Annotated in this window: 11 protein-coding genes; 6 read left to right on the top strand and 5 right to left on the bottom strand. The window is 71.1% G+C overall.

The window, feature by feature from the left end:
* Nucleotides 1-203 precede the first annotated feature (203 nt).
* The 4 genes from E0500_RS35105 (at nucleotide 204) to E0500_RS35090 (ending at nucleotide 5475) form a co-directional block, all read left to right on the top strand.
* A complete protein-coding gene (locus tag E0500_RS35105) occupies nucleotides 204-968 on the top strand; it encodes an IclR family transcriptional regulator (RefSeq protein ID WP_131564871.1) in 765 nt (254 codons plus the stop codon).
* A 396-nt stretch (nucleotides 969-1364) separates the two neighbouring features.
* Complete coding sequence (locus E0500_RS35100; RefSeq protein ID WP_131564869.1) at nucleotides 1365-2159, top strand: MIP/aquaporin family protein; 795 nt, start codon at nucleotides 1365-1367, stop codon at nucleotides 2157-2159.
* Between the two features lie 116 nt (nucleotides 2160-2275).
* Nucleotides 2276-3814, top strand: a complete 1539-nt coding sequence (glpK, locus tag E0500_RS35095; protein WP_131564884.1) for a glycerol kinase GlpK — start codon at nucleotides 2276-2278, stop codon at nucleotides 3812-3814.
* 44 nt (nucleotides 3815-3858) lie between these two features.
* The gene (locus tag E0500_RS35090) at nucleotides 3859-5475 is read left to right on the top strand and encodes a glycerol-3-phosphate dehydrogenase/oxidase (protein ID WP_131564867.1); all 1617 of its coding nucleotides are present in this window, start codon (nucleotides 3859-3861) and stop codon (nucleotides 5473-5475) included.
* Between the two features lie 79 nt (nucleotides 5476-5554).
* On the opposite strand, the gene E0500_RS35085 is transcribed toward E0500_RS35090, so the two are convergent.
* Nucleotides 5555-8248, bottom strand: coding sequence for an NACHT domain-containing NTPase (locus E0500_RS35085; protein WP_131564865.1), 2694 nt, complete (start codon nucleotides 8246-8248; stop codon nucleotides 5555-5557).
* A gap of 169 nt (nucleotides 8249-8417) precedes the next feature.
* Between E0500_RS35085 and E0500_RS35080 the strand changes: the two genes are divergently transcribed.
* Nucleotides 8418-9089 (top strand): FadR/GntR family transcriptional regulator, encoded by a 672-nt coding sequence (locus tag E0500_RS35080; protein ID WP_131564863.1) that lies wholly within the window; start codon nucleotides 8418-8420, stop codon nucleotides 9087-9089.
* A 151-nt stretch (nucleotides 9090-9240) separates the two neighbouring features.
* A complete protein-coding gene (locus E0500_RS35075) occupies nucleotides 9241-10227 on the top strand; it encodes a PAC2 family protein (protein WP_131564861.1) in 987 nt (328 codons plus the stop codon).
* An 87-nt stretch (nucleotides 10228-10314) separates the two neighbouring features.
* On the opposite strand, the gene E0500_RS35070 is transcribed toward E0500_RS35075, so the two are convergent.
* The 4 genes from E0500_RS35070 to E0500_RS35055 form a co-directional block, all read right to left on the bottom strand.
* Nucleotides 10315-11241 carry an SMP-30/gluconolactonase/LRE family protein gene (locus E0500_RS35070; RefSeq protein ID WP_181587472.1) on the bottom strand — a complete coding sequence of 309 codons (927 nt, stop codon included), beginning with the start codon at nucleotides 11239-11241 and terminating at the stop codon, nucleotides 10315-10317.
* 280 nt (nucleotides 11242-11521) lie between these two features.
* Complete coding sequence (mshC, locus tag E0500_RS35065) at nucleotides 11522-12751, bottom strand: cysteine--1-D-myo-inosityl 2-amino-2-deoxy-alpha-D-glucopyranoside ligase (protein ID WP_131564857.1); 1230 nt, start codon at nucleotides 12749-12751, stop codon at nucleotides 11522-11524.
* Nucleotides 12752-13051: 300 nt separating this feature from the next.
* The gene (locus tag E0500_RS35060) at nucleotides 13052-13870 is read right to left on the bottom strand and encodes an SCO1664 family protein (protein WP_131564855.1); all 819 of its coding nucleotides are present in this window, start codon (nucleotides 13868-13870) and stop codon (nucleotides 13052-13054) included.
* The gene (locus tag E0500_RS35055) at nucleotides 13834-14424 is read right to left on the bottom strand and encodes a DUF3090 domain-containing protein (protein ID WP_131564853.1); all 591 of its coding nucleotides are present in this window, start codon (nucleotides 14422-14424) and stop codon (nucleotides 13834-13836) included. Before E0500_RS35055 ends, E0500_RS35060 begins: the two co-directional genes overlap by 37 nt.
* Nucleotides 14425-14477 lie beyond the last annotated feature (53 nt).

Raw genomic sequence — 14477 nt, 5'->3', positions numbered from 1 at the left:
CTCCACATGCGTCCACACCTCGCGACATGCGGTTTACTCCGACGGCGCGCGTCAACGCGCGGGGCTCGTCGGGGGTGATCCGGCGAAAAGGCCGTGCCCGCCATTGGCGGCAGATCGATGGCGGCGGGTAGTGTTCGACATTGCCGAACGGTGTCAGTGGAGGCGCGCACCGACGGCCGAAGGGGACGGAGGGCAGAACGGCGATGGCACGGAACATCCAGTCGCTCGAACGGGCGGCCGCGATGCTGCGGCTCCTCGCGGGCGGCGAGCGGCGACTCGGCCTCTCGGACATCGCCTCGTCGCTGGGCCTCGCCAAGGGCACGGCCCACGGCATACTGCGCACCCTCCAGCAGGAGGGCTTCGTCGAGCAGGACGACGCCTCCGGGCGCTACCAGCTGGGCGCCGAGCTGCTGCGCCTGGGCACCACGTACCTCGACGTGCACGAGCTGCGGGCGCGCGCCCTGGTGTGGACCGACGACCTGGCCCGCTCCAGCGGGGAGAGCGTCTACCTGGGGGTGCTGCACCAGCAGGGCGTGCTGATCGTGCACCACGTCTTCCGGCCCGACGACAGCCGGCAGGTCCTGGAGATCGGGGTCATGCAGCCGCTGCACTCCACGGCGCTGGGCAAGGTGCTCTCGGCGTACGACCCGGTGGCGCACAGCGAGGTCGTGGAGGGCCACCGGAAGGCCTTCACGGACCGGACCATCAGTGAGCTGGGCGAGTTCGAGGGCGTCCTCGACCTCACGCGCGCGCGTGGGTACGCGGTCGACGTCGAGGAGACCTGGGAGGGCGTGGCGTCCATCGCCGCACCCATCCACGACCGGCGCCGTATGCCGGTGGGCGCGGTCGGCATCACCGGCGCCGTGGAGCGGGTGTACCGGGACGGCGAGGTACGCCCGGAGCTGATCGCGGCGGTGCGCGACTGCGCCCGCGCGGTGTCGCGGGACCTCGGCGCAGCGCGGTTCTGACCGCCGCGCGATTCTGACCGCCGCACCGTTCTGACCGCCGCGCGGTTCTGTACCGCCGTACAGGAACCCGCACCTTTGCGGGCAAGGGCCGGTAAGTCGTCGCATACGGCCCGCGCGTGCGCGCCCCGGGCCCGTCCGAACCCCTGCTGCGGCCAGCGGAAGATCGACAACCTGTAGCGATCAATAACGATCGCATTTTCGATAACGCACCCCTTGACGTGCACGTGGAGCCAAAGCCAGACTCCGTCCATCGGTCGGCATTGTCGAACACTTATCGGCAATACGCGCTAGAGTGTGACAACGCCACGGGCCGGCATCGCTCTCACCCCCGAGGGCACGGACCTCCGGAGGGACCCGGGGTTCGCCTTCCCTGGACGAAGGACAAAGGAGTCGCGGGTGTCCAGCTCCGACATCTTCATCGGCGAGACCATAGGTACCGCCATACTCATCCTGCTCGGCGCCGGCGTCTGCGCCGCCGTCACGCTGAAGGCCTCCAAGGCCCGTAACGCGGGGTGGCTCGCCATCACCTTCGGGTGGGGTTTCGCCGTTCTGACGGCGGTCTACACCTCTGCGCCGCTGTCGGGTGCCCATCTCAACCCGGCCGTGACCCTCGCGATCGCCATCAAGGACGGCGACTGGAGCAACGTACCGACGTACTGGGCAGGTCAGATGCTCGGCGCCATGATCGGTGCCGCGCTGGTCTGGGTCGCGTACTACGGACAGTTCCACGCGCACCTCACCGACCGCGAGATCGTCGGCGGTCCCGGCGCGCAGGACACCAAGGCCAAGGCCGTCGAGGCGCAGGAGGCCGGGGCGGGCCCCGTGCTCGGGATCTTCTCCACCGGCCCCGAGATCCGGAACGTGTTCCAGAACCTGGCCACCGAGATCATCGGCACCCTCGTGCTCGTCCTCGCGGTCCTCACCCAGGGCCTGAACGACAGCGGCAAGGGCCTCGGCACCCTGGGCGCGCTGATCACCGCCCTCGTGGTCGTGTCCATCGGCCTCTCGCTCGGTGGCCCGACCGGGTACGCGATCAACCCGGCCCGTGATCTCGGTCCGCGGATCACGCACGCCCTGCTGCCGCTGCCCAACAAGGGCGGCTCGGACTGGAGCTACGCCTGGATCCCCGTGGTCGGTCCGCTGATCGGCGGCGCGTTCGCCGCAGGCATCTACAAGCTCGCCTTCGCTTGAGAGCACCACGCCTGCCGGCACCGCTGAAACCATTCCGCCAAGAAGCACCGCGCCCCACCGACAGCCGCTCGTCCGCAGAGATTCAGGAGCACCCCGTGACCGACACCCGCGCCGGCATCGCTTCCCACGGCCATGGGCCGTTCATCGCCGCCATCGACCAGGGCACGACCTCGTCCCGCTGCATCGTCTTCGACCGTGACGGCCGTATCGTCTCCGTCGACCAGAAGGAGCACGAGCAGATCTTCCCCAAGCCGGGCTGGGTCGAGCACAACGCCACCGAGATCTGGACCAACGTCCAGGAGGTCGTCGCCGGAGCCATCGACAAGGCCGGCATCACCCGCGACGACATCAAGGCCATCGGCATCACCAACCAGCGTGAGACCACGCTGCTCTGGGACAAGAACACCGGTGAGCCCGTCCACAACGCCATCGTCTGGCAGGACACCCGCACCGACGCCCTCTGCAAGGAGCTCGGGCGCAACGTCGGCCAGGACCGCTTCCGCCGTGAGACCGGCCTTCCCCTCGCCTCCTACTTCGCCGGTCCCAAGGCCCGCTGGCTGCTGGACAACGTCGAGGGCCTGCGTGAGCGCGCCGAGGCCGGCGACATCCTGTTCGGCACGATGGACACCTGGGTCATCTGGAACCTGACGGGCGGTGTCAACGGCGGCCACCACGTCACCGACGTCACCAACGCCTCCCGCACCCTCCTGATGAACCTCCACACCATGGAGTGGGACGACAAGATCTGCGCCTCCATCGGTGTGCCGCAGCAGATGCTGCCGGAGATCCGCTCCTCCGCCGAGGTGTACGGCGAGATCACCGGCGGCAGGCTGGGCGAGCTGCTCGGCGGCATCCCGGTCGCCTCCGCGCTCGGCGACCAGCAGGCGGCCCTGTTCGGCCAGACCTGTTTCGCCGAGGGCGAGGCAAAGTCCACGTACGGCACCGGCACCTTCATGCTGATGAACACCGGCGAGAAGATCATCAACTCGTACAGCGGGCTGCTGACCACCGTGGGCTACCGGATCGGCGACCAGAAGCCGGTCTACGCCCTGGAGGGCTCGATCGCCGTCACGGGTTCGCTGGTGCAGTGGATGCGCGACCAGATGGGCCTGATCTCCACCGCCGCCGAGATCGAGACGCTGGCGCTCTCCGTCGAGGACAACGGCGGCGCGTACTTCGTACCGGCCTTCTCCGGCCTGTTCGCCCCGTACTGGCGCTCCGACGCCCGCGGTGTGATCGCGGGGCTCACCCGGTACGTCACCAAGGCGCACCTCGCGCGCGCCGTCCTGGAGGCCACCGCCTGGCAGACCCGGGAGATCACCGACGCGATGACGAAGGACTCCGGCGTCGAGCTCACCGCGCTCAAGGTCGACGGCGGCATGACCTCCAACAACCTCCTGATGCAGACGCTCTCGGACTTCCTGGACGCCCCCGTGGTGCGCCCGATGGTCGCCGAGACCACCTGCCTCGGTGCCGCCTACGCCGCCGGTCTCGCCGTCGGCTTCTGGACCAGCACCGACGACCTGCGCCGCAACTGGCGCCGGGCCGCCGAGTGGACCCCCCGCATGGACGCGGAGCACCGCGACCGTGAGTACAAGAACTGGCTCAAGGCCGTCGAGCGGACCATGGGCTGGATCGCCGACGACGCCGACTAGCGCTGCCTGAAGCTGCCGAGAGCTGACGAGGAGTAAGAGAACGCATGACCAGTCAGTCCACCCTGCAGACCCTGCCCGCCCTGGGCACGCGCCCGGCACCCGGCTCGAACCCGACCCGCGCCGAGACCCGGGAGCAGCTCGCCAGGGCGTCGTACGACCTCCTCGTCATCGGCGGCGGCATCCTGGGCATCTCCACCGCCTGGCACGCCGCGCAGTCCGGACTCAGGGTGGCGCTGGTCGACGCCGGTGACTTCGCCGGCGCCACCTCCTCCGCCTCCTCCAAGCTGCTTCACGGGGGTTTGCGCTATCTGCAGACCGGTGCGGTGAAGCTGGTGGCGGAGAACCACTTCGAGCGCCGTGCGGTCTCCCGCCAGGTGGCCCCCCATCTGGCCAACCCGCTCACGTTCTACCTCCCCGTGTACAAGGGCGGGCCGCACGGCGCGGCGAAGCTCGGGGCGGGCGTGTTCGCCTACTCCGCGCTGTCGGCGTTCGGCGACGGCGTGGGCCACCTGCTGAGCCCGGCGAAGGCCGCGCAGGACGTGCCCGAGCTGCGTACGGACAACCTCAGGGCCGTGGCCGTGTACGGCGACGACCAGATGAACGACTCCCGGATGGCGCTGATGACGGTCCGCGCGGCCGTCGAGGCGGGCGCCGTCGTCCTCAACCACGCCGAGGTCACCGGTGTGCGCTTCACCCGGGGCCGGGTCACGGGCGCGGAGCTCAAGGACCGGCTGTCCGGTGACGAGTTCGGTGTGAACGCCCGTCTCGTGCTGAACGCGACCGGCCCGTGGGTCGACCACCTGCGCCGTATGGAGAACCCGGACGCGGCCCCCTCCATCCGTCTGTCCAAGGGCGCGCACCTGGTGCTCAAGCGCACCTCGCCGTGGCGGGCCGCGCTCGCCACCCCCATCGACAAGTACCGCATCACCTTCGCCCTCCCCTGGGAGGACATGCTGCTGCTCGGCACCACCGACGAGGAGTACGTGGGCGACCCGGCCGAGGTCGCGGTCACCGAGAAGGACACGGCCCAGATCCTCGAAGAGGCCGCGCTCTCGATCCGTGACCAGCAGCTGTCGCGCGACCTGATCACCTACGCGTTCGCGGGTCTGCGGGTGCTGCCGGGTGGCCCCGGCGACACGTCGAAGGCCAAGCGGGAGACGGTCGTGACGGAGGGCCGGGGCGGGATGCTCTCTGTCGCGGGCGGCAAGTGGACCACCTTCCGCCACATCGGCCGTACGGTCATGAAGAAGCTGCAGGCGCTGCCCGGCCAGCCGCTCGGTGAGGACTTCGAACCCGTCGCCTCGCTGCCGAGGAGGCTGCCTCTGCCGGGCGTCGCCAATCCGCGCGCGGTCGCCCACCGGCTCCTGGTCGACCGCCCGGCGCCCGGCCCGCGCATGGCGCCCGACACGGCACGGCACCTGGCCACGCACTACGGTTCGCTCGCCTTCGACATAGCCCGCCTCGCCAACGACGACCCGGGGCTGGGCGAGCGCGTCCACCCGGACGCGCCGGAGATCTGGGCGCAGGTCGTCTACGCCCGCGACAACGAGTGGGCCGAGACGGCGGACGACGTGCTGCGCCGCCGCACGACGCTGACGATCCGGGGCCTGGACACGGACGACGTCCGCGGCAAGGTGCAGGAACTGCTCGACAAGGAGTGACGCCATCGGGGAGGAAGGGGCGGTTCCCACGGCTGTTCCCACTGCGGAGCCGCTGTGGGAACCGCCCCTTCCGGCAGCGTCAGCCCTGCCAGCGGCCTCCCGAGAAGCGCACGAACGCGTCCGCGACGTCCGGTGGCAGGACCGGGCGCACATGCATCGGCAGCACCAGATACCAGCCGTCGCGGCCGTGGAACACCCGCTTCGGCTCCGGCGCGCCGGGCCTGAGCCGGACGTGCGGGCCGTGCACGCGCTGGTTGCGGCCGCGGACGTGGACCTGCCGGACGCGCACCGCCAGGACGTCGTGCCAGGCGTACGCGGCCCGGTGGCGCCCCATACGGGACGTGATCCCCTGGGTGTCGACGCGCAGCTCCAGTGTGGTCCTGGGCAGCAGAAACGCCACGATGTTGATGAGCAGGGCGAAGACGGGCCAGAACAGCACGCTGATCCAGCTCATCGGGGTGTCCCAGTTGCCGCTCGCGGCCAGGCGCAGCAACGCGACGATCATGAACATGCCGCACCACACCCAGTGGCCGAGCGGCAGACGGCGGTCGCGGCCGGTCATGACGTACGCCTGTTCGGTGGAGGACACGGAATAGCCACGCAGCTCGTGCATCGGCTGCGGGTTGTCCAGCATGTCCGAGAAGCTGGGCAACGGCCCGGCGGCGGGCGGGAGTTGCCGCGGCTGAGGTCCCGTGACCACAAGGGGCTGCTGCCGTGGCGCGACTGGGGCGGCAGAGGTGGGCCCCACGGACCGGCCGCGTCCCGCCAGGTGTTCCTGGAGCCGCAGGTGCCGGAAGCGGTACACGCCTCCGTGCCGCTGGAGCAGCCCCTGACGGTACGCGTCCCGCAGGAACTCCATGAGCGACCAGGGCACCCGGCCCAGGACCGCGAGCCACGCCTTGGAGACCACCCACACGAACCACGGGCTCAGCACCACGAGCACCATCACGGCTCCGGTGAAGCACTCCACGAAGGCGGTCCAGGCGGTCACGGGTCCACCCCCGCTGAGCAGGCGGTTCACGCCCGTGCCGAGCCCGATGAGCGGGGCGACGACGCAGAGCGTGATCAGTGCGGTGCGGCGCTCGTCGGCGAGCAGGTCGTCGGGGGTGGCGGCGTCGACGGCGTCCGACGGCGCGGCGATCACGGCCATCACCAGGGCCGGCAGGACGAAGTCCAGCAGGGTCTCGGCGATGAAGGCGTCGGCGTGGTACGCACTCCCGCGCAGGAGCAGGAGCATGACGGTCGGTACGACGAGGACGGCGGCGGCCGCCAGACCCCGCCGGGCGGAGACGGCACGGGACGCGGCGCGCAGGGCGGCGCCCGCCTTGAAGGGGTTGGCCCGGCGGCGCGGCTGCCAGAACCGGTCGCCGAACCAGAACAACGTCGCCATCATCAGGCCCATGCCCTGGACGAAACCGCCGAACAGATAGGTGTGCTCCAGGATGCGCGCCGGAAGGGCGGAGTCCCCGTACGTGTCCTGTGCCCATGTGGTGAGCGTCAGCACCGACTCGGCGAGGGCTACGCAGATGGCGAACAGTGTGGGTACGGCGAGAAGGCGGGCCGCCCGTACCCGGTTCAGCCGCCACCACGAGAACTCGGTGGTGCGGCGGCGGTCGAGTTCATGGGCGAGGAACGTGAGCCAGCCCCTGGCGCGCACCGCGTTCCAGCGGCCGGGCGCGTGCAGTCGCTCCGTGTCGTGGGCGGCAGGCGCGAAGGCCGCCGGGATCACCGCGTCCATCAGGTGGTTCTCGACGGCGTCACGGGTGGGCAGCCGTGTCCGGTCGGTGAGGCTCGCCGGGTCCGTGTACGGGCCGCTGTACGCGCGGCGGGCGAGCCAGATCATCAGCGGGGTCGTCAGCGCGAGGGCGAGCGGCCCCTCGGGGTGGTCGGCCAGGTCCTCGGCCACCTGGCCCCATCTCTCGTGGAGTGCGTCGGAGGATGTGAGCAGCAGGTGGCGGGCCGCGTCGCGGGGAGTGACCGGGAGTGCCTCGATGTCGGAGGCGCCGGCCACGCGCAGTCCGAGGGCGCGGTACTCGTCGGTGCGGGAGGCCAGCACGAAGCCAGACCCCCGTGGCGCGGAGTTCAGTTGGCGGACGACCGCGGCCCTGCGGTGGCCGGGGAGTTCATCGAGGCCGTCGAGCACGGCGAGCACGCGGCCGTCGCGCACCAGGCGGCGGGCCGGATGTTCCCCCTCCATCCGCGGCAGCCCCGGGTGGTCCTCCTGAACGCGCTCGACCAGCCAGTCGCGGAACGCCACGGTCTCCGCGTCCCACGACTCGAGCGACAGCAGCACCGGAACGGGTGTGGTGCGGTCGCCTCGCACGCCACGGGTCACATCGCCCAGGTGCCGCTCGGCCAGGCGCACGACGGCCATGGCGAGCAGGGTCGATTTTCCGGAGCCGGGGCCGCCGAGTACGACGAGGCGGCGCGGGTCGAGTCGGCACAGGGTGTCGACGACGTCGCCGAGCCGGTCGCTGCGGACGGCGGCCCTGGTGTCCACCGAGGGCGCCCAGCGCGCAAGCCAGCGCACGGCGAGCGGGGCGTCGGTGTCGCCGAGTTCCCACGCCGCGGCCTCGGCCGACCACCGCGCGCGGACGGCGCGGGCCAGTTCCTCGGCGGCGGTGTCCGTCGGATCGCGGCTGGGTGGCAGGTTCACCACGAGGGTGCCGTGAACATGTCCGACCTGGATCAGATACTCGACGGTGCTGTCCCGGACGATGTTGTGCACCTCGGACGGTGACTGCCAGACGTTCAACCCCCGTTGATTGTCCATGAACAAATTGTGCCGAGGTGATGGGGGGTACGTCACGCCCTTTACAGCGATGGACATGGCCGGCACAGGGCCGAGGTGCCGCCGGTTTCCGCAGGTGGGCACCCTGCATGACTGTTTGACGCATAATGACCAGCAGACATCGGATGTCTGAGCAACAGGGAGGCACGCCATGGCAGTCACCGATGAGGCGATCGAGAAGATCAAGGGAATGATCGTCTCCGGCGCGCTGCGCCCCGGCGACCGCCTGCCGAAGGAGAGCGAGCTCGCGTCCGAACTCGGGCTGTCCCGCAACTCGCTGCGCGAGGCGGTCCGGGCCCTGTCGCTGATCCGCATCCTGGACGTACGGCAGGGCGACGGCACCTACGTCACCAGTCTGGACCCGCAGCTGCTGCTGGAGGCACTGAGCTTCGTCGTCGACTTCCACCGCGACGACACGGTCCTGGAGTTCCTCGCGGTGCGGCGCATCCTGGAGCCGGCGGCCACGGCGATGGCGGCTTCCCGCATCAGCGAACAACAGCTGGACGCACTGGGCGCCCAGCTGGACAAGCTGGGCGAGGCGCCGTCCGTGGAGGAGCTCGTGGCCTGCGACCTGGACTTCCACCGGGGCATCGTGCAGAGCTCCGGCAACTCGGTGCTCTGCTCCCTGCTGGACGGGCTCTCCGGTCCCACGACCCGGGCCCGTATCTGGCGCGGTCTCACCCAGGAGGACGCCGTCAGCCGTACCCTCCACGAACACCGCATGATCCTCGCCGCCCTCCGCGACCGCGACGGGGAGGCGGCCCGCTCATGGGCCACGGTGCACATCGCGTCGGTGGAGCACTGGCTGCGCTCGACCCTGTGAACCGCCGGAGACAGCTCGGCCGACGGGTGTTCCGGGACGGCGAACGGGGCAGTGATCCGTTCACTCCCCCTGTGCAAGGGGGCTGCGGAGGCCCCCGCGGCACGCCGTAAGGTTGGGACGTACGCGAGGGCACGTCGGAAGGAGGCGCTGGGTGATCGAGCTGGAGGGAGTTCCCGAGCTGATCGACCCAGTCATGGTGGCCGCGTTCGAGGGCTGGAACGATGCCGGCGACGCCGCTTCCACCGCGGTCGCGCATCTGGACCGGGAGTGGAAGGGCGAGGTGTTCGCGGCGCTGGACGCCGAGGACTACTACGACTTCCAGGTCAACCGCCCCACGGTGTGGATGGACGCCGGCGTACGCAAGATCACCTGGCCGACGACCAGGCTGTCGGTGGTCAGGGTCGGCGGTGAGAAGCCCCGGGACCTGGTGCTGGTCCGCGGCATCGAACCGTCCATGCGGTGGCGCTCGTTCTGCAACGAACTGCTGGGCTTCGCCCATGAGCTGGGCGTGGAGCTGGTGGTCATCCTGGGCGCCCTGCTCGGCGACACCCCGCACACGCGTCCGGTCCCGGTCAGCGGGGTCACGTCCGACCCCGACCTGGCCCGGCGGATGGACCTGGAGGAGACCAAGTACGAGGGCCCCACGGGCATCGTCGGCATCCTCCAGGAGGCGTGCACACATGCGGGCGTCCCGGCGGTCTCGCTGTGGGCGGCGGTCCCGCACTACGTGTCGCAGCCGCCCAACCCGAAGGCCACGCTGGCCCTCCTGAACCGTCTGGAGGACCTCATCGACGTACGCATCCCGCTGGGCGAGCTGCCCGAGGACGCGCGCGCGTGGCAGGTGGGCGTGGACCAGCTGGCCGCCGAGGACAGCGAGGTCGCCGAGTACGTGCAGACGCTGGAGGAGGCCCGGGACACCGCCGAGCTGCCCGAGGCGTCCGGCGAGGCCATCGCCCGCGAGTTCGAGCGCTATCTGCGCCGACGGGACGGCGGCGGGCCGGGCCCGTCCCCGGGCGGACACGCCACGGCGGACGGCAGCGACACCGCCTCGTACCTGCGGGACAACCCCGGCGGCCGGACACGTCCGCCGAAGCCGCAGCGGCCGGGACCCGACGACGACGAGTCGTCGGACGACTGAGACACCAGGAAGGGGCGGTGCGCACGGCGCACCGCCCCTCTCGTCCATGTGCTCGATGTGCTGTGGTGTGCTGGGTGTTCGCGCCGGTCAGCGCTTGACGGCGACGACGGCGTACGTCGTGTCCGGCGTCGGCGTGGTGGTGAACCGGGCGTTGGGCAGGTAGAGCGTCCCGTTGTACTCGGCCACGGTGGTCGGCACGTCGAAGTCCGGGTCCGTGACACGCTTCTGGAAGACACCGCTGGTGCCGTCCGCGGCGAGCGTGAACACGTCGATCGCGTTCTGCCGGTTCTGCACGACGTACAGCGTCCGCCCGATCAGCAGCAGTCCGTCGCCGTTGGTGAGGGGGTCCGCGTCACCGAGGTCGACCAGCTTGGTGACCCCGGTCCTCGGGTCGACGCGGTGGAGACCGCCGACCCCGGACTGTACGACGAGAAGCGCCTTGCCGTCGGGGGTGCGTGTGATGCCGTTGGCGTTCACGACCTCGCCGGGGACCTGGCTCCAGTCGCCGCTCAGGGTGATCCGCACGACGTCGTCCGCGTCCGGCAGCGCACCGCCCCGGCCGAGCGGCAGGGCATAGAGCGCGGGCTGGAACGAGTCCGTGAACCAGGCCGTGCGCGGGGTCAGGAACACGTCGTTGGCGAAGGTCGGGGTCGCCGTGGTGAGCCTGTACGAGGCGAGGATCTCCCCCGTACGGGCATCCACCACGCGGGCGCCCTCACCGCGCCCGGCGACGAATAGCCGCCCGCGGCCGTCGAGTTTGAGCCCGACCGTCGGCGTTCCGGGCCCGGTCGAGATGATCCGGCCCTCTCCGGTGCGCAGGTCGGTGCGGTATATCGAGCCGTCGCCCAGCGAGCCGAGGTAGGCGTACGGGCCGCCGCCGATCGTGATGCCCTCGGGACGGAAGCCGTCCGGCAGCGGGATCACGCCGGGCCCGGTCTTCGCCGGTCCCGCGGCCGCTTCGGCCGGTGATCCGAGGAGCACGGTACCGGCGGTCACGGCTCCGGCCATGAGCATGCCGCGCCGGCTGAGGTGGTGGGCGAGGGCTGAGTGCGGGGGTGCAGGTGCCACAGCGCGTCCTTCCGCGTGGGGACCGGCAGTTGGCCGGTCGGAGCGGTCAACTTCCGCTGTCACCCCATCACATGTCGCACGCCCCCGCAGCAAACAACAGTCGTCCGACAGCGTCTCGACAGGGTCCCGGACAGTGGCCGGCCGGATGGTGACGCCACGTCTGCTCCCGGAAGGACAAAGGGCGCCGGGCGGGAGACGACCCGCCCGGCGCCCTGTGGGCAGCGGCCTACAGGGCCACGCCGAGAAGGGCGTCCACGGCACGTGACACGACTCCGGGCGCGCCCTCGTCCGTACCGCCCTGCTCCTGCTGCAGGGCGGCCCAGCGGTCGACCGCGGCGAGCGCGGCCGGGGCGTCCAGGTCGTTCGCGAGGGCCTCGCGGATCTCCTCGACCAACGCCTCCGCGGGCGGGCCGTCGGGCCGTGACACGGCGGCGCGCCAGCGGCCGACCCGCGCGACGGCGTCCGCGAGGACCTGGTCGGTCCACTCCCAGTCGGCACGGTAGTGGTGGGCGAGCAGCGCGAGCCGTATGGCCGCGGGGTCGACGCCGTCTCGCCGCAGCGTGGACACGAAGACGAGATTGCCCTTCGACTTCGACATCTTCTCGCCGTCGAGAGCGACCATCCCGGCGTGGACGTACGCCTTGGCCATGGGGAACTCACCGGTCAGCACCTGGGCGTGCGAGGCGCCCATCTCGTGGTGCGGGAAGACGAGGTCCGATCCCCCGCCCTGGACGTCGAAGCCCATGCCGAGGTGGTCGAGGGCGATGGCGACGCACTCGATGTGCCAGCCGGGCCGGCCACGGCCGAGCGAACCGCCGTCCCAGCTGGGCTGGCCCTCACGGGCGGCCATCCAGAGCATCGGGTCGAGCGGGTTCTTCTTGCCCGGGCGGTCCGGGTCGCCACCGCGCTCGGCGGACAGCAGGCGCATCGCGGCGGCGTCCAGGTTGGACACGCTGCCGAAGTTCGGGTCGGCCTCGACGGAGAAGTAGACGTCGCCTTCGAGTTCGTACGCGGCGCCGGCGTCCCGCAGTCGCTCGACGAGCGGAACGATTCCCGGTATCGCCTCGACGGCACCGATGTAGTGCTGCGGGGGCAGCATCCGCAGGGCGGTCATGTCCTCGCGGAAGAGGGCGGTCTCCCTCTCGGCGAGGCCCGCCCAGTCGACGCCGTCGCGATCCGCGCGCTCCAGCAGCGGATCGTCGACGTCTGTGACGTTCTGCACGTAGTGAACCTGCCGCTTGGTGTCGAGCCACACGCGCTGCACGAGGTCGAACGCGTTGTAGGTCGCCGCGTGACCCATGTGGGTCGCGTCGTAGGGAGTGATCCCGCAGACGTAGAGACGGGCGACGGGACCGGGGTCGAGGGTGACCAGACCGCCGGTCGCGGTGTCGTGGATCCGGAGGTCGCGGCCCTTGCCGGGCAGGGCGGGGACCTCAGAAGCGGGCCAGGCATGCATGTCATGAGCCTAACCGGATGGAAGTTCCGCATACGAACCGGACCGGGCCGGATGGCCGGGACGGCACTCTTGCGCAAACCCTCCGGGTATGCGGGGGGGGCGTGTGGGTGCCCATGTGCTGGGCGGCGCCGTGAGGTGCGGGCGAGCGGGCACGGGCGGTCTCGGGTGCCTGTCGTTCGTACGCGGGTGCGGGTCGAGTGTGGCTGGTCGCTCCCCCACTCTCGGCTGCGCTCGAGCGGGGGGACCCCCATCGCGGCGGAGCCGCATATCGATACAGCCCCGCGCCCCTTGCGGGGCGCCTCAGACCGGGGGCCAGGGGATCGCCGGCCACTCGCCCGACGGCTCCGGGTGGGTGCCGGATGTGAGCAATGCCTCGACCCGTGCCCGGGTGGCGTTCAGTTCGGCGGCGGTGATCAGCTCGGCCAGCCGCAGGGCCAGCGCACCGTCCTCGCCCAGGCCGGCCCGCAGTGTGGTCAGCGTCTCGGTCGCCTCCTGGGTCAGGGGCTCCCCCGCCCACCCCCACAGCAGTGTGCGCAGCTTGTTCTCGACGTTGAAGGTGACCCCGTGGTCGATGCCGTACAGCCGGCCCCCGTCGCCCGGCAGCAGATGGCCGCCCTTGCGGTCGGCGTTGTTGATGACCGCGTCGAGGACGGCGAGCCGCCGCAGCCGCGCATCGTCGGCGTGCACGAGCAGAGCTGTCTTCCCGTCGCCGACCTCGGCGAACGCGATCGCCTTCCAGCCGTCCCCCGGCTCCTCCCCGTCGACGAGGGCGAGGAGTTCGTCACCGGGCTGTCCGTCGACCCACAGCTGGCACATGCCCTCGCCGTACGGCCCGTCGCGCAGCACCGTGGGCGGTACGAGCCCCCAGCCGGTCGCCTCGGAGACCTCGTATGCCGCGACCTCGCGCTGGGCGAGCGTGCCGTCGGGGAAGTCCCACAGGGGTCGCTCGCCCGCGACGGGTTTGTAGATACAGGCGGTCTCCCGGCCCTCGTACGCCACCGTGCAGTACAGCGCCGCGTTGGACGCCTCCCGGATACGGCCGCGCACCGTCAGCTCGCCCTCGGCGAGCAGTTCGGCGGAGGTCACGCTCCGCGGCGGTATCCGTTCTGGCGCGGACATACGTGTCCCTCCGGGTCGAGCGGCAGGCTGCACAGCGGGCACGGCGGTCGTCCCGCGTTGACGACGTCGAGGGCGCGCTTGGCGAAGGACCTGGCCTGCGCGCCGGTGAGCCGGACGCGGAGCATCGGCGGACCGTTCTCCTCGTCCTGGAGCAACCTCTCCTCGGCCTCGGCCAGGTCCTCCTCGGAGTCGGCGTCCAGCTCCACCAGGGCCTGTGCCTCGACGATCATGCGTTGCTCGTCACCGTCCCAGGCCAGCGCCATCGTGCCGACCCGGAACTCCTCCTCGATCGGCGTGTCCAGCGGAGCCGTGTCGGAGACCTCGGAGGGGGCCACGGCCGGAACGGCGGCGCTGCCGCCACTGCGCCGTACGACCTCGTCGAGCAGCTCGTCCATGCGCTCGGCGAGCGCGGCCACCTGCGTCTTCTCCAGGGCGACGCTGGTGACGCGCTGACCTGCGGTGGCCTGCAGGAAGAAGGTACGGCGCCCGGGCAACCCGACCGTACCGGCCACGAAGCGGTCCGGGGGGTCGTAGAGGAACACCTGACGGGACACGTCCTGTCTCCATTGGAATCGACGTCGGGACCGGCCGCTGCGGCTGCTGACAC

This window comes from Streptomyces sp. KM273126, from assembly GCF_004337435.2.
GTDB classification, from domain to species: Bacteria; Actinomycetota; Actinomycetes; order Streptomycetales; family Streptomycetaceae; genus Streptomyces; species Streptomyces acidicola.
Note: the sequence above shows the minus strand (reverse complement) of the source record. Positions and strands in the feature narration are given on the sequence as shown.

Bases quoted from the DNA above. Each gene is read 5' to 3' on its own strand.
- E0500_RS35105 (WP_131564871.1), top strand. From the start codon at position 204: ATGGCACGGAACATCCAGTCGCTCGAACGGGCGGCCGCGATGCTGCGG.
- E0500_RS35090 (WP_131564867.1), top strand. From the start codon at position 3,859: ATGACCAGTCAGTCCACCCTGCAGACCCTGCCCGCCCTGGGCACGCGC.
- E0500_RS35085 (WP_131564865.1), bottom strand. From the start codon at position 8,248: ATGGACAATCAACGGGGGTTGAACGTCTGGCAGTCACCGTCCGAGGTG.
- E0500_RS35080 (WP_131564863.1), top strand. From the start codon at position 8,418: ATGGCAGTCACCGATGAGGCGATCGAGAAGATCAAGGGAATGATCGTC.
- E0500_RS35070 (WP_181587472.1), bottom strand. From the start codon at position 11,241: ATGCTCATGGCCGGAGCCGTGACCGCCGGTACCGTGCTCCTCGGATCA.
- mshC (WP_131564857.1), bottom strand. From the start codon at position 12,751: ATGCATGCCTGGCCCGCTTCTGAGGTCCCCGCCCTGCCCGGCAAGGGC.
- E0500_RS35060 (WP_131564855.1), bottom strand. From the start codon at position 13,870: ATGTCCGCGCCAGAACGGATACCGCCGCGGAGCGTGACCTCCGCCGAA.